Here is a 20,049-nt window from a genome sequence, read left to right as displayed (position 1 = left end):
TCTAGTTTTGAATGTATAATAGTTATACATGATATTGTCTGGTGACTATAGCAAGGAGGTCACACCTGTTCCCATGCCGAACACAGAAGTTAAGCTCCTTAGCGCCGATGGTAGTCGGACTTACGTTCCGCAAGAGTAGGACGTTGCCAGGCAATATTTCATTATTCCACAGTAGCTCAGTGGTAGAGCTATCGGCTGTTAACCGATCGGTCGTAGGTTCGAGTCCTACCTGTGGAGCCATATGGCCCCGTGGTCAAGCGGTTAAGACACCGCCCTTTCACGGCGGTAACACGGGTTCGAGTCCCGTCGGGGTCATTTTATACATATTGGAGGATTAGCTCAGCTGGGAGAGCATCTGCCTTACAAGCAGGGGGTCGGCGGTTCGAACCCGTCATCCTCCACCATTGCTAATTTAATAATGCGGAGGGGTAGCGAAGTGGCTAAACGCGGCGGACTGTAAATCCGCTCCTTCGGGTTCGGCAGTTCGAATCTGCCCCCCTCCACCATTAATGGGCTATAGCCAAGCGGTAAGGCAACGGACTTTGACTCCGTCACGCGCTGGTTCGAATCCAGCTAGCCCAGCCATTAGAGCCATTAGCTCAGTTGGTAGAGCATCTGACTTTTAATCAGAGGGTCAGAGGTTCGAATCCTCTATGGCTCACTTTTTAAGCATTCCTTTGGGAATGCTTTTTTGTTTTTTTATAAATGAAAAATTTTTTGATATTTAGTATATACATTTTTTTGTTTAAAACTATAAAATTACATTGCTATATTTAGTTATTTTGAATTAAAAATCGTTTTTTTGTTTCTTTATGTAATTTGCTTAAAATCTTACAATTGAGGGCGCTTGTATTAACTTGAAAGTCATATCACTTTAGATTATCCTAATATCAAACGCAAACAAAGGGGTTTTTTTATGGATAAATTAGTAGAGATTATTGGTGCACCTTCGACTTATGGCCAAAAAAAATTAGGGGTAGATTTTGGTCCAGATGCAATTCGATATGCAGGTATTGTAGAACGAATACAAAATATTGGAATTGATGTTAAAGATTCAGGTAACATTAATGTTCCTGCAATGCGTTTAGAGAAGTTTAACTCAGTTCAAAAAGGCTTACGTAATTTAGATGAAATAGTAGAAGTATCTAATCAACTCAGTGAAACAGTAGGGCAAAGTGTTGATAATGGCAATTTTCCACTTATTTTAGGTGGAGACCATTCCATAGCAATAGGCTCTATTTCGGGTATCAGTAAACACTATGAGAATTTAGGTGTCATTTGGTATGATGCTCACGGTGATTTAAATATACCTGAGGAATCACCTTCTGGTAATATACATGGAATGCCACTACGGGTATTAGCCGGAGAAGGTGATTCACGTTTAGTGAATATCTCTAATTTTGCACCTAAAGTTAAACCAGAAAATATCGTGCTTATAGGCATGAGAGATTTAGATAAGGGAGAACGTCAATACATTAAAGAAAATAATATTAAAACATATACAATGGCAGATATTGATAAACTAGGCATTAAACAAGTGATGGAACAAACTTTAGATTATTTGAAATCTAAAACAGATGGCATTCATTTATCATTAGATGTAGATGCTTTAGATCCAGCTGAAACACCAGGAACTGGTACACGAGTGCTGGGAGGCTTAACATATAGGGAAAGTCATTTTGCACTTGAATTATTACATAAGTCAAATTTAATCACTTCAATGGATTTAGTAGAAGTCAATCCATTGATAGATATGAATAATCACACAGCAGAACAGGCAGTTTCTTTAGTAGGTAGTTTCTTTGGTGAAACATTATTATAAAAAACAAGGAATAATATGGCATTATTTCCATATTATTCCTTTTTATATTCCTTTTAATTTTATGATAAAAATTTAATACTTAATATGACAGTTAGTGTTATGATTGGTATAATATATATCATGGGAACAGATAACCGGAGGAGATGTTATGGATTTATCCAACTTTTTTGATGATTGGAGTACAGTCAAAATAATTGCTAGTGTACTCGATTTGCTCATTGTATGGTATGTACTTTATCTTCTCATTACAGTATTTAAAGGTACAAAAGCGATTCAATTACTGAAAGGTATTGTTGTAATTGTAATCGGCCAACAAGTGAGTAAAATGTTAAATTTAACAGCGACATCTCGTTTGTTTGATTTAGTAATACAATGGGGTGTTTTAGCTTTAATTGTTATATTTCAACCGGAGATTAGACGCGCTTTAGAACAACTGGGTAGAGGAAGTCTATTTAAACGCTATTCCACAAGTTTGAATAGTGATGAGGACAAACTTATTTCGTCTGTTTCTAAGGCAGTACAGTATATGGCTAAACGTCGTATTGGTGCATTAATCGTATTTGAAAAAGAAACAGGATTACAAGATTATATTGAAACAGGTATAGCAATGAATTCTGAAATTTCTCAAGAATTATTGACTAATGTGTTTATACCTAATACACCTTTACATGATGGTGCTATGATCATTCAAGCGAACAAAATTGCAAGTGCTGCCAGTTATTTGCCACTATCAGACAGTGCTAAAATAGCTAAAAGTTTAGGAACAAGACATAGAGCAGCTGTAGGTATTTCAGAAGTTTCAGATGCATTTACAGTAGTAGTATCTGAAGAAACTGGATCTATTTCAGTCACATTTGATGGAAAATTGAGAAAAGATATATCAAATGAAGCATTTGAAGAATTATTGGCTGAACATTGGTTTGGCACACACTTTCAAGAGAAAGGTGTGAATTAATATGTTAGAAAGTAAATGGGGCTTAAGATTAATAGCATTAGTTTTAGCACTAGTATTTTTCTTATCTGTCAATAACATGTTTGGTAATATCTTTAATGCTGACCAATTAGGACATAAATCTACGGAAACACTTCAAGATGTACCAGTGCAAGTTAATTATGATAGTAAATCGTTATATGCTAGCGATGTGCCGAGTAAGGTAGATATTGAAATATCTGGCCCACAATCTCAAGTATTAAAAGCTGAAAACGGTGAAAATATTAAGGCAGTACTTGATCTGAGTGGTGAGAAAGCTGGAAAGCATACCACACAATTCAAAGTCAATGGTTTAAATAAAAACATTGATTATACAGTTAAGCCAAAAGAAACAACAGTTAATCTTGAAGAAAAAGTTACTAAAAAACTTAAGGTAGAACCTGACGTGAGTGATAACGATTTAAATGCTAATTATAAAGTTAGTGATCAAAGTGTATCACCTGAAACAGTTAAAGTGACTGGTGGTAGCAAACAAATTGATAAAATTGCATATTTAAAAGCTACGTTTAAGGATAAAGATAAAATTAGCAAAGATACTACGGATATTGCACGTATCACTGCTTTTGACAGAAACCTTAATAAAATTAAAGTATTAATTGAACCGAATGAAGTTAATTTGAGTGTAAAAGTAGAAGATTATAGCAAGAAAGTAAAAGTTAAAACTAAAGCAATAGGTGCTTTACCTAAAGGTAAAGAAATAGATGATATAAAATTAGATGAAAAAGAAGTGGAAATTTTCGGTAATAGAAACGACATTCAAGATATTGACGAAATTACTGCAGAAATCGATTTAGATGGTGTTACAGAATCAACTGAAAAAAATGTAGAATTTAAATTACCAGATGACGTTTCAAAAATTAATCCAAAAGAAACAACAGCAAAAATTAATATTAAATAGTTTTTTATAAAGGAGATATAAATCATGGCAAAATATTTTGGTACAGACGGCGTAAGGGGCGTTGCAAATAAAGAATTAACGCCAGAACTTGCGTTTAAATTAGGGCGTTTTGGGGGTTACGTGTTAGCCCATAATGAAGGTGAAAAGCACCCTAAAGTACTCGTTGGTAGAGATACTCGTGTTTCTGGTGAAATGCTTGAATCTGCATTAATTGCTGGATTGATTTCAATCGGTGCAGAAGTGATGCGTTTAGGTGTTATATCAACACCTGGCGTAGCGTATTTAACTAAAGAGATGGAAGCTGAACTAGGTGTTATGATTTCTGCATCTCACAATCCTGTTCCAGATAATGGTATTAAATTTTTTGGCTCTGATGGTTTCAAACTTTCTGACGATCAAGAAAGAGAAATTGAACAATTATTAGATCAAGAAAACCCAGAATTACCACGTCCAGTAGGGGATGACATCGTGCATTATTCTGATTATTTTGAAGGTGCACAGAAGTACATAAGTTATTTAAAATCTACTATTGATGTTAACTTAGATGGCATGAAAATCGCTTTAGATGGCGCCCATGGTTCTACTTCATCACTAGCACCGTTTTTATTTGGAGATTTAGAGGCCGATACAGTTACAGTTGGTTGTAATCCTAATGGTTATAATATTAATGATAATGTAGGATCAACACATCCAGAAACGCTGTCTGAAAAAGTAGTTGAGGAAGAATGCGACTTTGGTTTAGCTTTTGATGGCGATGGCGATAGATTAATTGCCGTTGATGAAAATGGGGACATCGTAGACGGAGATCAAATTATGTTCATCATTGGTCAAGCAATGAGCAAGAATCAAGAATTAAATAATAATATGATAGTCTCAACAGTCATGAGTAATCTAGGGTTCTACAAAGCCTTAGAAGATGAAGGCATTCAATCTAATAAAACAAAAGTTGGAGATCGTTACGTAGTTGAAGAAATGCGTAGAGGTAATTATAATTTAGGCGGAGAACAATCTGGTCATATCGTGTTAATGGATTATAACACTACTGGTGATGGTTTATTAACAGGCGTGCATTTAGCAAGTATTATTAAAATGACTGGTAAAAGCTTAAGTCAACTTGCAAAACAAATGAAAAAATATCCTCAATCTTTAGTCAATGTACGTGTGACTGATAAATATCGCGTGGAAGAAAATGTAGATGTTCAGGAAGTCATGACTAGAGTAGAAGTTGATATGAACGGAGAAGGACGTATTTTAGTTAGACCTTCAGGAACAGAACCTTTAGTAAGAGTTATGGTTGAAGCAGCAACTGATGAAGCAGCGCAACGATATGCTCAAACAATTGCTGATGTAGTTAAAGACAAAATGGGTCTAAATGAATAAGCTTTTTATTTATTATAAACTGTCAATACAAGTACTAATGGTAGCGTTAGTACATGTATTGACAGTTTTTTTATTAGTAAAGTATCAAAAACATAGGATAGTTCATAAAATTATATTTTAAATTTATATAAAATAAGTTGTATGCTTAGTAGAATACTATATAAAAAAACTACAAGATTGAGTTACAATCATAACTTATCTCTAACAAGCACAGTCTAAGCTATAAAAAATTAACCATAAAAAAGGCTAATCCGTATTTAAACGGATCAGCCTTTGACTTAGAAATATTGTATTGTTCAATACTGTAACTAAATATATTATCTTTTAATCATTTAATACTATAAGACGTTGTATTCTTTGCTAATTTCAGATGCTAATTGATCATCAATTTTAGCGTAATCTTTTAAGAATGTTTCAACACCATATTCATTAATATAATTGTTTTTTTCTACTGTTTCTTGATCATTCATGTCATCATATTTTAACAGTAATGCAGCTGCCTTAATTAACGCCTGATGTTTCAAATTATTTTGATAAAGATAATTTAATGGTTTAATAATTCTGTCTTGCGGTCCGATTTTACGGATCGTACCTCGACCTACACGAGTCACTTCATCTGAAAGGTGCGGATTTTTAAAGCGTTCAATAATTTTATCAACATATTGTGCTTGTTCAGTTGTTGAAAAATCAAATTGGTTGGTAATGTACTGACTTGTTTCTTTCAAGACTTCTTCTAGATCATGTTTGATCATTTTATCATTAATTGCATCTAAGATCGTCGGTTGATTATTATATCTACCAGCATAAGCTAAGTATGCATGGCCAGTGTTTACCGTCAATAATTTTCTTTCAATATATGGTGTCAAATTTGATACGTATTTAATATGGTTTAATTCTGGACCATACCATGCATCTTTTTCTACAACCCATTCATAGAAAGGTTCCACGATAACATCTAGAATATTTTCGTTTGTTTGCAGAGGGACAATTCTATCAACTGCTGAGTTAACAAAATGAATATGTTCATCTAATGGTCCAGTGATATCTAGAATTGCCTCTTTCAATGTATTCGTGGCCATAATGGCATTTTCACAAGCAACAATATTTACTGGTGTTTCTTTTTCTTTTAAATAAGGCGCAAACGTTTTAGCAATAATCGGTAAAATATTGACACCGACTGCAGTAGTAATTAAATCTGCTTCTAATACGGCTTCTTTTAATTTAGCAGAAGGTTGCCCTGAATTGATTGCGTCTACATTGTGTACGCGAGTTGTTGTGTTTGCTTCGTCTGCTAATATGACGTCATATTCTTGTTTAGAATCTAAAGCATCAATAATTTCAGCATTGACATCTGCAAATGTAACTTTAATATCATTATCAGCTAAAATATAACCAATAAAACCACGACCAATGTTACCTGCACCAAAATGTAATGCTTTCATTATGCGTCAGCCTCCTCAAATACTTGCTTAATTTCTTCAGCTGATGAAGCATTGATAATGCGTTCAACATTTTCTTCTTCACTAAATGTGATGGCAATTTTTGATAATAAATCTAGATGCTCACCATCTTTACCTGCGATACCAACAACAACTTTAACTTCTTCTCCATCCCAATCAACACCTTCAGGAATTTGAATTAAAGTTAAGCCTGATTTTAAAACACTTGTTTTAGCTTCATCTGTACCGTGGGGAATAGCTAATCCATTTCCCATAAATGTTGTTACAACTTGCTCGCGATCTTTCATAGCTTGAATATAGTCTTCTGTAACTGCACCACTTGATACAAGTGCTTGTCCTGCTTTTTCAATTGCTTCGTTTTGATCTTTCACTGTTTGATTAATAAAAATATTGTCATTGCTAAATAATTCACTCATATCATTCACTCCATGTTTAATTGATTTTGTAATGCTTTCAGATAACTTTGTTTAAGTAAATCTGTTAATTGTTCCGGTTGTTTCATAAATTGGTCGATATCATCGAGATACTCACCAATTTTTCCAGATAATTCACTAATAAATTGTGCCATGATATCATCTGGAGGTATGAACATATTTAATAAATATGTTACAGAAACTTTGTCATTTTGATTACTATTAAGCATAAGTGGCTTTTCTAAAATAGTGACTAAGATAAATGGCTTCTTAATTAAATCACTTTTTAAGTGTGGCATAGCAATGGGATAAGGGTCTAAAACAAAACCTTGTTCATCCATGCGTTGCTTAATAAGTTCAGCGAATGACTGCTTATCTTCAATAATTTGATGTTTAAATAATTGTTCAGTTAAATACGTAATCCAATCTTGAGTATGTGCATAATCAAGATAAATTGAATCAATGACTTCTAGTCCTTTACGGATATATTCTAATTGATATTCAGGATTTGCAAAAGTTGTACCAGTGCCATCAAATATTTGTGTTTGTGGTTTGTCTTGTTGCATGTTTAGAAAAGCAGCTACATGATTGATATCTGCATCTGGTAACAATGGATTAACTGTGAGGTAAGGTAAGCTTATATCTAAATTAACCGTTGAAATAATTGCATCATATTGTTGAATATCAATGGAATTAAGATCACCCACAGACGCTTGTGCTGTTTGTTGAATTTCACTAAATGTTTGTTGTAACCGAGTAGCGAGTAAACGGCTTGTACCTATGCCGCTACTACAAACGACAAGTACATTATAAAAAGGTGTCGCTTGTTTTTGAATTGCACCGCCGAAATGTAATACGATAAACGCAATTTCACTTTCTGGAAATTTAAAATTCGGCCACGTTTTTATTAACCCCTGATGCACACTTTCAAATAGCCGTGGATATTTATGTTTAATCATTTCAGTTAAAGGATTATAGGTTTCAATATTAGCATTTAATCGATTGATTGCTGGTATAATATGCAGCTTTAACCCCTCACTGAGTGTTCTCCAGTCTTTAAATGTTTGCTGGGAAACCTCTGAAACCATATGAATAAGTTTTTCGATGCGTTGATCATCTTTGTTATTCTTAAATACTTCAGTAGTTTCTTTGCGTTTGGCTCCGCGTAAATGAATCGTGATGAAGGTTACTTCCGCTTGGTTGAACTGAACACCGTAGATGTGCTCTAAATGTAATGCTAAAGCTGAAGCCACTTGGTGTTCAAAGGTGTCTTTGACACTGTTATAAATATCGTCATTTAAAGCTACATATTCGCCTTTAAGCATTCGATCAATGCTGAGTACAATGTGTACTGTTAAGGTTAAATAGCTTGATTCTGTAAGAGAATAGGGCAGTTGTCCCAAATGATCCATAAGAATTCTCTCAACTTGGAAAATTTTATCTAAATCAACCATTGGTAACTGGGATTGATTAATGGATTGATACACAAAGTGATTTTCTATTACAGAGTAAACGCTCGTACTATTTAAATTATTTACCATTAATTGGCTTAATAATTCTCTTTTTTTTGATTCAGCACCATAAAGGTGGATACCTTCACCACGTTTTTTTTGAAGTGTTAATTGATACTGGTCTAGTTCATCATCTAATTCATCTAGTAATTTAGCTAGTGTTTGAGTAGAAACACCAATTTCATGTGCTAAACTGTATTGTTTGATTGGTTCTTTAGCTTGGATAAGTGCATATAAAATAATTACTTTTTGTTCTTCTTGAGACAAATCAATCGTGACTTGTTGAATTAATTCATTTTTTAATGAATGGACCGCAGATGAATTACCAGATAACTGTAATCCTTTTTTCGTAACGCGTTCCAATTCAATGTTAAAACTTGCTAAAAAGGGTTCAATAGATTTCAATTCTCTATGAATAGTACGAGAGGATACAGCTAAATGTTGAGCAATGTCGTAAATAGTGACATATTGACCGTGATACTTAATTAACATTTCGATAATTTCTTTTTCACGTGTACTCAAAAACATAGCCATACCCTCCAATTTATATCTTTTTAGTGAGTGATTAGTTTTCTTCTTTTTTAAGGTTTTCTAGTAATTCATCATATCTAGGGGAATTTAAGAAATTCTCTACTGAAATATGAATTGCATTTGGAACTTGTTTGATTGCTCTGTCTGTTAATTTTTTCTGAGTAATGACAAGTTGAGCATCGCTAGGTAATTGGTTAATCGCTGTATTTGTTACTTCAACGTCTTGTATGCTAGCTTTTTTGAATTTGTTACGTAACATACTTGCGCCCATAGCACTTGATCCCATGCCTGCATCACAAGCGAAGATAACGTGACTTACTTTACTGTAGTCATGTGCATCTACATTCTCAGTATCATAGTTATCTAGTAAATCATCTTCTGTTTGACTATCGCTATTTTTGTCAGTTGCATCAGTAGCAGTTGTTGAAGTGTTATCATCACTATTCCCTGTTAACTTAGAAGATACACTTGATTTTTTACCTTTTGATGCTTCCATTTTCTCTGTTGCAGCTTCTAAATCTTCTTCTGTTTCTTTTGTGAATTTTAAAATAATTGATGAAACAATAAATGATACGATTGCTGCTAATAATACGCCTATAATCATGTGTAAGAACTCACCTTTAGGTGCGTTTAACATATATACGATAAATGAACCAGGTGAAGCTGGACTCTTGAATCCAAAGTCTAATAATGAATAAGTAGCAACACCAGTCATACCACCTAGTATTACTGCGACGAACAATAACGGTCTCATTAATACATAAGGGAAGTAAATTTCATGTATACCACCTAAGAAGTGGATAATCCCAGCACCATATGAAGTAGCTTTAGCTGTGCCTTTACCAAAAATCATATAAGCAACTAATACACCTAAACCTGGACCAGGGTTTGATTCAATTGTGTATAAAATAGATTGTCCCGCAGATGCAGCTTGATCTGCACCCAGTGGTGTAAATACACCGTGGTTAATAGCGTTGTTTAAAAATACGATTTTAGCAGGTTCTACAATAATACTTACCAATGGAAGTAGATGCGCATGTACCAATGCTTCAACAGCAACGGATAAAATATGCATGATAAATTCCATAATTGGTGCTAATATTTTAAAACCTATGATTGTCATTATAAAACCTAAAATACCAGCGGAGAAATTATTGAATAACATTTCGAAACCTTGTGGGGTTCTTGGTTGAATGAATTCATCAGTTTTTTTCATTAACCAACCAACAAGTGGTCCCATAATCATTGCGCCTAGTAACATCGGTGTTTCTGGTAATGCTACAATCACACCCATTGTTGCTACAGCAGCAATAATACCGCCACGCATCTCGTGAATTAAACGACCACCACTATAAGCAATCAATAATGGTATTAAATAAGTAATCATTGGTCCAGCCAATTCACCTAAATCTTTATTTGGCCACCAACCGCCGTCTATAAATATTGCCGCGATAAAGCCCCAAGCAATGAATGCACCAATATTAGGCATAATCATGCTACTTAAAAACGAACCAAAAGCTTGAACTTTACGACCAATCCCTTTATTATCTTGAGCATCTGTTTGTGACATAATTTGCACCTCTTTTTCTCTGTATTTAACTATTATTGTAGGTGTGTTTACATAAATAAACAACAAATAGTAATCTCAAATTTGTCACAGTGTTTTTGACAAGTTTATGACTATTAATATATGGAAAGTTTTGAATATTAAATAATAAAACAATTTTACAATTATTTTAAGGATGAAGTTAATAAAAAATTTGCATTTGGTTGCAAAAGCATTGTACAATTAGTGGTATTGAAGGAAAGGAGGACAGTTTGACATAAATATATCAATTAAAGCGCCTGTGCAAGTGAAAAGGTTAAATATTTAGCATTTAAGATTTAAAACAGAAATCTTAATAGATATGAAATCGAAGCTTGTAGACGAGGAGGATAGTTATCGAACCATCGGCGGATGCTATCCCGGATGTGGCTCATTCGTAAACTTATTAAGGAAAACATTAGGGCAACCTGGTGCACAAAGTTAATAAGATAGCCAAATTAAATAAAAATTAAGATTAAAGGTGAATGGGATTTCTGTGCCTTTTTTTAAAATTTCTTACGATAAAATGAATGTTAAGAAATTTATTTAAATTGGCCTCATATATTGAACAGGTTCCTGTACGCCGAACGTTCAATACCCTTCACCATTATATTGGAGGAGTATGTATATGTGTGGAATAGTTGGATATATCGGGCATGATAATGCCAAAGAATTATTATTAAAAGGATTAGAAAAATTAGAATATAGAGGATACGATTCTGCTGGTGTTGCTGTTGTTAACGATGATGGCACAAATGTATTTAAATCAAAAGGACGTATTGCGGAGCTAAGAAAAGTTGCAGATAGTAAAGATATAGATGGAAACGTAGGTATTGGTCACACGCGTTGGGCAACACATGGTGTGCCAAATTATGAAAATTCACATCCACACCAATCCGCAACTGAACGTTTTACTTTAGTTCATAATGGTGTAATCGAAAATTATGAAGAGTTAAAAAATGAATATTTATCAGATGTAAAATTTTTATCTGAAACGGATACAGAAGTTATTGTTCAATTAGTTGAATATTTCTCAAATACTGGACTTTCTACAGAAGCAGCATTTACAAAAGTGGTATCGTTATTAGAAGGTTCTTACGCATTAGGCCTTATTGATAGTCATGATCGTGACACTATGTATGTTGCAAAAAACAAATCACCGTTATTGATTGGTGTAGGTGATGATTTTAATGTTATCGCTTCAGATGCGCTTGCAATGTTACAAGTTACAAACCAATACAAAGAAATTCATGATCATGAAATTGTCATTGTTAAACGTGACGAAGTAATTATTAAAGACCAAGAAGGTAAAGTACAAGATAGAGAAGCTTATACTGCACAAATTGATGCTGCTGATGCTGAAAAAGGTGTTTATGATCATTACATGTTGAAAGAAATTCATGAACAACCTGCAGTAATGCGTCGTATTATTCAAGAATATCAAGATGCTGATGGCAATTTAAAAATGGATGCAGATATTATAAAAGATGTAGCCGATGCAGACAGAATTTATATCATTGCGGCAGGTACAAGTTATCATGCAGGTTTAGTTGGTAAAGAATATTTGGAAAAATGGGCAGGCGTTCCTACAGAAGTGCATGTTGCTTCAGAATTTGTATATAATATGCCATTGCTTTCAGAAAAACCATTATTTATTTATATTTCACAATCAGGTGAAACAGCGGATAGTCGTGCTGTATTAGTAGAAACTAAAAAACTAGGGCATAAATCATTAACAATTACAAACGTGCCTGGTTCTACATTATCACGTGAAGCGGATCATACTTTATTATTACATGCTGGTCCTGAAATAGCGGTTGCATCTACAAAAGCATATACAGCACAAATTGCAGTACTTTCAATTTTGTCACAAATTGTAGCGAAAGAACACGGTAAAGAAGCCGATGTTGAGTTACTACGCGAACTTGCAAAAGTGACTACTGCTATTGAAACAATTGTGGATGATGCAGATGTAATGAAACAAATTGCTACAGATTTCTTAGAAACAACAAGAAACGCATTCTTTATTGGTCGTACAATTGACTATAATGTTAGTTTAGAGGGCGCATTGAAGCTTAAAGAAATTTCTTACATTCAAGCAGAAGGTTTTGCAGGTGGCGAACTTAAACACGGTACAATCGCACTTATTGAAGAGGGTACGCCAGTGATTGCTTTAGCAACACAAGAAAATGTAAACCTTTCAATTCGTGGTAATGTGAAAGAAGTGGCAGCACGTGGTGCAAACCCTTGTATAATTTCTATGGATGGATTAAATAAAGATGGTGACACATATGTTATCCCTCATGTCCATGAGTTATTAACACCATTAGTTGCTGTTGTAGCAATGCAGTTAATTTCATATTATGCTGCACTACACAGAGATTTAGATGTGGATAAACCACGTAACTTAGCTAAATCTGTAACAGTAGAATAAATTAATATATAAGATTGAGCTGAGACATTTTGATGTCTCAGCTTTTATTTGTGGAAATTTTATAGTTTAATGAAGTTATGTTGAACAATTGAGATGATGCATCCAATGAGAATGAAATGATACTTAGAAGGAGAATACAATATATGGATAGTGAACCTAATTATTTAAATGGCGCCCATTGTGAAACTACAGCGACTGGCACATTATTAAAACATATTGGTATAGAGTTATCCGAACCGATGTTATTTGGTATCGGAGAAGGACTTGGATATATTTATTGGGATATGAAAAATATGGATTTCCCATTTCTTGGCGGTCGTATTAAACCAGATTATTTAACAAATAATATCGTAAAAAATTTGAATTTAGAAATTTTCTTAGAAGAAACTACATCCATAAAAAAGGCTTGGCAAAACATCAAAAAGACACTTGATGCTGGTCACCCAGTTGGTTTGAAATTAGACAGTTATTATTTAGATTATTTTTCGGATAAAGTGCATTTTGCAGGGCACTATGTAGCTATGTATGATTATGATGATGCTTATGCCTATTTGATTGATACAAAACAGCAAGGCAACATTGTTAAAACAAAATTAGAACACTTAGCGCAAGCAAGAAATGCTAAAGGGCCTATGTCATCTAAAAACCTCTCTTATACAATAAAACAAAACCATCCCTTACCTGATATGAAAACAACCATATTAAATGCTATACATAATAATGCTCAAGATTATTTAAATCCTCCTATTAAAAATATAGGATATAAAGGGATAAAGAAAACAAGCGACAAAATACAAACATGGTTTGAAAGAAGTTCGAACATTCAATATGATTTATTACTGACTGCTAATTTAATGGAAAATGGTGGGACTGGAGGGGCATTGTTTAGAAAAATGTATCTTTTCTTTCTTGAAGAAGCTCAATTATTAATCAAAGATAGTGCTTTAGAACAATCATATCACTTATTCTCTGAAATAGTTATTATGTGGGAAGAGGTGATAAAGTTAATTAAATGTGCGGGAGAAACTCAAGATAGAGCATATTTAAAGCAAGCTTCTGACATATTAGTTGATTTATCAGTTAGCGATGAAACGATTGCTCGAAGTTAAAAAATGATAACGTTTATGATATTTTTTAACGTATAGTAAAAGTGAAATATTTTCAAAAATATAAAAAATTTAATATGCTATGTACAAGCTTACAATTTATAAATAAAGAAAGGTCTTATAAAATAATGGCAAAACCTAAAATTTATACCATGGCTTTTGGAGATGTTTATCCTCATTTAGTGAAAAAAGTCGAAAAAAAAGGTAGAACAAAAAATGAGGTAGATACTGTCATTAAATGGATGACTGACTATAGTCAGTCGCAAATAGATAAAATGATTGAAGATGGCACAGACTATGAAGCATTTATTCAACAAGCACCAAGGTTAAATCCACATAGAACTAAAGTGACTGGTGTTATATGTGGTATTCGTGTTGAAAATATGGAAGACTCAGTAATGAAAGAAATTAGATATTAGACAAAATGGTTGATGAATTGGCTAAAGGGAAGACATTGGAAAAGATATTTAGACAAAATCAAAAATAAATGACAATTTTAAAAAGGGGGATATATATATGCTAATTGATTTGAACAATATAGCAAGAAGAAAAGATGGAAAAGAAATTGTTCAAGGAGTGAGTTGGCAAATCAATGAGGGAGAAAAATGGATGCTTTATGGTTTAAATGGCGCAGGTAAGACTACACTATTAAATATTTTAAATGCATATGAGCCAAACACATCTGGTGAAATGACTTTATTTGGTATGGAGCCTGGTAAAAAAGGGTATTCTGCTGAAAATGTACGCCAACAAATTGGATTTGTATCTAGTAGTTTAATGGATCGATTTCAGGATGGTGAAATTGTTATAGATGTTGTAATTAGTGGGATATTTAAGTCAATCGGTCTGTTTCAAGATGTACAACAACAATACATAGATTTGGCTAAACAATATTTAAAACAAATGGGAATCGCTCAATTTGAAAATCAATATTATGGTTATCTTTCTACTGGAGAACGTCAAAAAGTGTTGATAGCAAGAGCGTTGATGGGGAACCCTAAACTTTTAATTTTAGATGAACCAGCTTCAGGTTTAGATTTTATTGCAAGAGAAGATTTATTAAGTGCGCTGACACAATTGTATAAGCAAAATCCTAAATTAGCAGTGATTTATGTAACGCATTTTGTAGAAGAAATTACACAAGATATTGATTATGGGTTTTTATTGAAAAATGGGCAACCTTTTAAACAAGGTCAAATATCTGAAATTCTTAATAGTACAACATTGAGCGATTTCTTTAAAAGAAATGTCAACATAGCATGTAACAATGGGCGATACACATTGTTTTTAAAAGATGGAGACATTGCAGAAACATAGATAAAGTGCCATAATTTAATATGATAACATATGATGGAGGATTTTAATTACATGAAAAATGTTAAAGCAATATTTTTAGATATGGATGGTACAATTTTACATAAAGATAATCGTGTAGATAAAGAAACGACAGAGATTATTCAAACATTAAGAAATCATGGTTATAAAGTATTTTTAGCTACTGGTAGAGCACATGATGAGATTCATTACCTTGTACCAGAAAATTTTAAAGTGGATGGTATTATTAGTTCTAACGGTACTAATGGTGTCGTTCACAATGAAACTATTTTTAAACATAGTTTAACATTTGATACGGTAAATGAAATTGTGAAAAGAGCAAAAGCACAAGCAATTTATTATGAAGTTTTTCCTTTTGACGGTAATCGAATTATTCTTAATGAAGATCAAGCGTGGGCAGAAGCAATGTTTAAACAATCAACACCACCTGAAAACGTAGGATACAGTGAATGGACATCCAGAAGAGAATCTATCGTTGAAAAAGTAAGTTGGAAAACAAGTATCCCTGACACGTCATTTTCAAAAATTTATTTATTTTCGCCAGATTATGATAAGATTACTCAATTTCGAAACCAGTTAATCGATGACCAAACGACACTTCAAATCAGTGTATCTAATTCATCGCGCTTTAACGCAGAAACAATGGCTTTTGGCATTGATAAGGGAACTGGAATTAAAGAAATGATAGACTACTTTGGCATTAAACAAGAAGAAACGTTAGTCATTGGTGACAGTGATAACGACAGAGCGATGTTTGCGTTTGGCAATTATACTGTGGCGATGAAGAATGCTCGACCAGAAATTCAAGCTTTAGCAGATGATGTCACTTCATTCACAAATGAAGAAAATGGTGCTGCATTATACTTGAAAAAGCATTTATTATAATCTGTATGCATAGATGAATTGATTAAAAAGACACTTCTCTCGGTTAATAATGGTTATTAAATGAGATGAAGTGTCTTTTTTGATACTGAAAATTTACTAATTACATTCTGTAACGATAAGAAAATCGTTTGAGTATAAGCATAAAAAATTAAGTAGTATCATAATTACAATTTAAAAAGGACTAATCCACTTATTGCGGATTAGTCCTTTTGCAATTTATATTCCAATATATTATTTATCTTTATTATTCATTTGATCTTTGATGTCTGTAGTTTTTTCTTTTGTGTTATCTGTAAACTGATCGGTATTTTGATTAACTTTATCAGTAGATTTCTCAGTTGTGTGGTTAACTTCATCAGTAGCTTTCTCAGTTGTGTGATTAACTTCATCAGTAGCTTTCTCAGTTGTGTGATTAACACTATTAGTTACTTTAGATGTTTGATCAGATTGCTTAGAAGCTTTTGATTTTTTGACTTCTGATTTATCAATGTTCTCGCCATTTTTATTGTAGTATTGAATAATTGCTAATAAGTTTGTGTAATAAACAATCAATCTAATTATTATAACAATTACTGACACAATATAGATAATAGTCATAGCTAATGTTTGTGAAATACCACCGGTACTAATTGAAACTAACTGACTCACCGGATTTGCTAAGATTATAACAGGTAAATTTAATAGTAATATACCTAGATAAAATTTAAACCAAGTTTTATTTCCGTTTTTAATAGCTTTAAAGCCACGTTTTACAGAAGACCAAGCACCTCTATTAGGTTCTTTAACAAAGGCTAGTGTAAAGTTGATGATTAGGATTGTAAAGAACCAATAGACAAATGACAATATAAATACTTGTAAAGTAGCTGCAATAATTTGGAATGTTAATGACAATCCAAGTGCATGATCAGAACTGCTTAACGGTCCTTGTAATGCAGTGAATAATTGTACAATTCCTAATTGCAATAGCTTACTTATTAAAAGATTAAGTAATAATATAATAATAATACTTAATAATGTGATTAAAGATAATTTTAATGATTTAGCATATTTACCCTTTTTAAATATTGAAAATAAATCTTTGAATTTAACCTTGTCTTTATTAATTGCATTGTCTATAGTGTATATAGTTCCAGCAATAAGTTGATATCCTGCAAATATAAAAACCACTAATGGAATTAATATTGCTAGTATCAATGTAATTAATGAACTTCCAATAGGTTGTTGCATTGCCATTGACATTAAAAATTTATATATTGCTGGTTGAACTGGTATAAAAGTTAGTACAGTCAAAGCAAACAATATGATAAAACTTACAATTGTGAATAGTAAAATTTTAGCATTTTGCGGTTTTGCATTTTGTAATGCTAGTTTATGAAATTTAAACAAATTTTAAGCACTCCTTTTTAGTGATAAGCATATGCTATCAAAAAATTAGAGATTTTAAAATTAATAGGTAACAAAATGGCTATAAAATGTTAAAATGACCAAATGAGAAAATGTTGAAAGGAGATATCATCATGAAATTTGCAATTCTTACTGATGTACATGGCAATTTTGATGCGTTAGATACAGTATTGGATGATATTGATAGAAGAAAAGATATAAATAAAATATATAACTTAGGCGATAATATTGGTGTAGGCCATGAAACAAATAAAGTTCTTGATGAAATATTCGAAAGAGATGATATGGAAATTATTGCAGGTAATCATGATGAAGCGGTGATGTCAATTGTTAACGATACGCCTTATCCTGAAGACTTAAAAGATAAATTTTATGAACACCACCAATGGATTGAAAGTCACTTAGACGAAGATTATTACGATAAATTAAATGCTTTACCTCGTGTTATTGAAAAAACAATGAATCATAAAAAAGTCATGTTCATCCATTACGAAATTCCAAACGATAAATTGAATACGCCGATTGATGGCCAGCCATTTAGTCCTATTGTTGAACCTACTGAAGAAAATATAAAATCACTTTTTGAAGATAAAGAGGCTGATTTAATTATTTTCGGTCATAATCATACAGTTCATTTGTTTGATGATAAATCTAAGGTTTATTTTAATCCTGGTTCTGTTGGATTAAATAACGGCGCATACGCGGTATATGGTATTGTTACTATCGAAGAAAATGAATTTTCATTTGAACGAGTTAAAGTTCCTTATGATAATGAAGAATTTATAAGAGGTTTTAAAGAAAAACAAGTGCCAGCTAAAGAACTGATATTTGATAAGTTTTTATAATGTGTAAAATGTTTCGGATTTGTTATATATTTTAATAGTGATTAAAATCATAAAAGTGACTAGATTGAATGATACTGCTTGTTTCAAGCTTTAAAATCTAGTCACTTTTTACTTTTTTAACTCACGTTATTTTTCTGTATAAATTGCTGAACATAAGGTATTGCTGTCATGATTATGATATTCTGTTTCAAATTGTATCGTCATATGTTGAATATTTAAATGTGTTAAGCGATGTTCAAGTTGGTTTAAAAGTTGTTCGCCTTCTTCGATTGTCATGTCATTAGGTACTACTGCATGGCAACTTAAAGCATTTATTTCATTAGAAATAGTCCATATATGACAATCGTGTACATTTTTTATTTGCACTTCACTTGTAATAGCGTTAATGATTTCATCCATATCGACATCACTTGGTGTACCTTCCATCAAAATATTAATAGATGATTTCGTTATGCCCCAACTACTTTTAATAATAAGTAGGGAGACGATAATGCTTGCAATTGGGTCTGCAATAGTCCAATTAAATGACCAAATAAGAATAGCTGCTACAATTGCTCCGACAGAACCTAATAAGTCTCCAATTACATGGAGAAAAGCGCCACGCATGTTTATATTATGATCTGTATCTCCACCTTTAAACATAAAAGAAGCAACAACGATATTAACAATGAGGCCAATTACACTGATGATAAACATTTCTGTAGATTTTACCGCTATTGGATTAAAGAAACGATCGATTGCTTCTATGATGATAAAAATGCCGATAACAAATAATGTCACACCATTAAATAATGCTGCTAATATTTCGAAGCGTTTGTAGCCAAAAGTCTTAGATTGAGTAGCATGTTTTTCAGAATAAATAAAAGCTAATAATGCTACACCTAATGAAACAGAATCGCTAAACATGTGTAAACCATCTGATAATAATGCTAAGCTATGTGCTAAAAAACCTCCGATGATTTCAACTATCATAAATATACCAATAATTAAAAAGCTAATAAGTAAGATTTTTTTATTATTGGTGTGTACATGACCATGTGTATGGTTGTGTGTGTGATTGTGTTCGTGATGTTGTGACATATAAGTTCACACCTTTCATTATAGTTTATGATTTGCATGATGAATTGCTTGTTTCAATAAATCAGTCACATGTGTATCATCAATTGAATATATCATTGATTGGCCTTCGCGGTTAGATTTGATTAGGTGGGCTTGTTTTAATATGCGTAACTGATGCGACACATTAGATTGCCCCATATTTAAAGTATGCGCAATATGACCTACACTGCTAGAATTTTGTGATAATAAATGCATGATGCGTATACGATTCCTCTCACTTAACGCTTTGAAAATATCAGTTACATGCTCTAAAGTTTCGGTATTTATTGGCGTATTCATAAATTTAACCCTCCTATCATATGAAGATATTAATATATATTCATATATTAA

At 32.7% G+C, this 20,049-nt stretch carries 16 protein-coding genes, 6 tRNA genes, 1 rRNA gene and 1 pseudogene; 17 read left to right on the top strand and 7 right to left on the bottom strand.

The features are described 5' to 3' along the window. The first annotated feature begins 37 nt into the window (after positions 1-37). The 11 genes from rrf to glmM all read left to right on the top strand — a co-directional run bounded on the left by rrf (position 38) and on the right by glmM (position 5,091). Positions 38-152: ribosomal RNA gene (rrf, locus tag KA856_RS10835) — 5S ribosomal RNA — on the top strand. A 13-nt stretch (positions 153-165) separates the two neighbouring features. Next, positions 166-240, top strand: a tRNA-Asn gene (locus KA856_RS10830). A gap of 3 nt (positions 241-243) precedes the next feature. Next, positions 244-315: transfer RNA gene (locus KA856_RS10825), tRNA-Glu, on the top strand. A 13-nt stretch (positions 316-328) separates the two neighbouring features. Then, positions 329-404: transfer RNA gene (locus tag KA856_RS10820), tRNA-Val, on the top strand. Positions 405-422: 18 nt separating this feature from the next. After that, a tRNA-Tyr gene (locus KA856_RS10815) sits at positions 423-506 on the top strand. A gap of 4 nt (positions 507-510) precedes the next feature. Next, positions 511-585 (top strand) — tRNA-Gln (locus KA856_RS10810). Between the two features lie 3 nt (positions 586-588). Beyond that, positions 589-661, top strand: a tRNA-Lys gene (locus tag KA856_RS10805). A gap of 255 nt (positions 662-916) precedes the next feature. Beyond that, positions 917-1,822: an arginase gene (rocF, locus tag KA856_RS10800; protein WP_107385264.1), complete on the top strand. Its 906-nt coding sequence runs from the start codon at positions 917-919 to the stop codon at positions 1,820-1,822. Positions 1,823-1,970: 148 nt separating this feature from the next. Continuing rightward, entirely contained in the window at positions 1,971-2,777 is an 807-nt protein-coding gene (gene cdaA, locus KA856_RS10795; RefSeq protein ID WP_019467737.1) for a diadenylate cyclase CdaA, read from the top strand. A 1-nt stretch (position 2,778) separates the two neighbouring features. Then, a complete protein-coding gene (locus KA856_RS10790) occupies positions 2,779-3,711 on the top strand; it encodes a CdaR family protein (protein WP_210123391.1) in 933 nt (310 codons plus the stop codon). Positions 3,712-3,735: 24 nt separating this feature from the next. Beyond that, on the top strand, positions 3,736-5,091 hold the full coding sequence (glmM, locus tag KA856_RS10785) for a phosphoglucosamine mutase (RefSeq protein ID WP_107523443.1): 1,356 nt from the start codon (positions 3,736-3,738) through the stop codon (positions 5,089-5,091). A gap of 338 nt (positions 5,092-5,429) precedes the next feature. Here glmM and KA856_RS10780 read toward each other — a convergent pair whose 3' ends face one another. The 4 genes from KA856_RS10780 to KA856_RS10765 are packed head-to-tail and all read right to left on the bottom strand — an operon-like array spanning position 5,430 to position 10,576. Continuing rightward, positions 5,430-6,533: a mannitol-1-phosphate 5-dehydrogenase gene (locus KA856_RS10780; RefSeq protein ID WP_107385909.1), complete on the bottom strand. Its 1,104-nt coding sequence runs from the start codon at positions 6,531-6,533 to the stop codon at positions 5,430-5,432. After that, the gene (locus KA856_RS10775; protein WP_107384901.1) at positions 6,533-6,967 is read right to left on the bottom strand and encodes a PTS mannitol transporter subunit IIA; all 435 of its coding nucleotides are present in this window, start codon (positions 6,965-6,967) and stop codon (positions 6,533-6,535) included. The genes KA856_RS10780 and KA856_RS10775 overlap by 1 nt, the downstream gene beginning before the upstream one ends. Positions 6,968-6,972: 5 nt before the next feature. Further along, positions 6,973-9,003, bottom strand: a complete 2,031-nt coding sequence (locus KA856_RS10770; protein ID WP_107384900.1) for a BglG family transcription antiterminator — start codon at positions 9,001-9,003, stop codon at positions 6,973-6,975. A 37-nt stretch (positions 9,004-9,040) separates the two neighbouring features. Continuing rightward, positions 9,041-10,576 (bottom strand): PTS mannitol transporter subunit IIBC, encoded by a 1,536-nt coding sequence (locus tag KA856_RS10765; protein WP_107384899.1) that lies wholly within the window; start codon positions 10,574-10,576, stop codon positions 9,041-9,043. A 643-nt stretch (positions 10,577-11,219) separates the two neighbouring features. On the opposite strand from KA856_RS10765, the gene glmS reads away from it, so the two are divergent. The 5 genes and pseudogenes from glmS to KA856_RS10740 all read left to right on the top strand — a co-directional run bounded on the left by glmS (position 11,220) and on the right by KA856_RS10740 (position 16,351). Beyond that, positions 11,220-13,025, top strand: coding sequence for a glutamine--fructose-6-phosphate transaminase (isomerizing) (gene glmS, locus KA856_RS10760; protein WP_107384898.1), 1,806 nt, complete (start codon positions 11,220-11,222; stop codon positions 13,023-13,025). A 143-nt stretch (positions 13,026-13,168) separates the two neighbouring features. Further along, positions 13,169-14,134, top strand: a complete 966-nt coding sequence (locus tag KA856_RS10755) for a BtrH N-terminal domain-containing protein (RefSeq protein WP_210138675.1) — start codon at positions 13,169-13,171, stop codon at positions 14,132-14,134. Positions 14,135-14,259: 125 nt separating this feature from the next. Beyond that, positions 14,260-14,618, top strand: a pseudogene (locus KA856_RS10750) (DUF2200 domain-containing protein). A gap of 29 nt (positions 14,619-14,647) precedes the next feature. Then, complete coding sequence (locus tag KA856_RS10745) at positions 14,648-15,448, top strand: ABC transporter ATP-binding protein (protein ID WP_107384895.1); 801 nt, start codon at positions 14,648-14,650, stop codon at positions 15,446-15,448. Positions 15,449-15,499: 51 nt separating this feature from the next. Continuing rightward, entirely contained in the window at positions 15,500-16,351 is an 852-nt protein-coding gene (locus tag KA856_RS10740) for an HAD family hydrolase (protein ID WP_107384894.1), read from the top strand. A gap of 231 nt (positions 16,352-16,582) precedes the next feature. Here the strand turns inward: KA856_RS10740 and KA856_RS10735 are convergent, their stop codons facing one another. Then, on the bottom strand, positions 16,583-17,737 hold the full coding sequence (locus tag KA856_RS10735; protein WP_107385907.1) for a hypothetical protein: 1,155 nt from the start codon (positions 17,735-17,737) through the stop codon (positions 16,583-16,585). A gap of 131 nt (positions 17,738-17,868) precedes the next feature. Between KA856_RS10735 and KA856_RS10730 the strand changes: the two genes are divergently transcribed. After that, positions 17,869-18,600, top strand: a complete 732-nt coding sequence (locus KA856_RS10730) for a metallophosphoesterase family protein (protein WP_107384892.1) — start codon at positions 17,869-17,871, stop codon at positions 18,598-18,600. A gap of 126 nt (positions 18,601-18,726) precedes the next feature. Here the strand turns inward: KA856_RS10730 and czrB are convergent, their stop codons facing one another. Together czrB and KA856_RS10720 are read right to left on the bottom strand one after the other, a co-directional pair. Further along, on the bottom strand, positions 18,727-19,680 hold the full coding sequence (czrB, locus tag KA856_RS10725) for a CDF family zinc efflux transporter CzrB (protein ID WP_107384891.1): 954 nt from the start codon (positions 19,678-19,680) through the stop codon (positions 18,727-18,729). A gap of 18 nt (positions 19,681-19,698) precedes the next feature. After that, positions 19,699-19,998 carry an ArsR/SmtB family transcription factor gene (locus KA856_RS10720; protein ID WP_107384890.1) on the bottom strand — a complete coding sequence of 100 codons (300 nt, stop codon included), beginning with the start codon at positions 19,996-19,998 and terminating at the stop codon, positions 19,699-19,701. Positions 19,999-20,049: the final 51 nt, after the last annotated feature.

Origin of the sequence: Staphylococcus sp. GDB9P120P, assembly GCF_017893435.1 — a bacterium.
GTDB lineage: Bacteria > Bacillota > Bacilli > Staphylococcales > Staphylococcaceae > Staphylococcus > Staphylococcus cohnii.
Note: the sequence above shows the minus strand (reverse complement) of the source record. Positions and strands in the feature narration are given on the sequence as shown.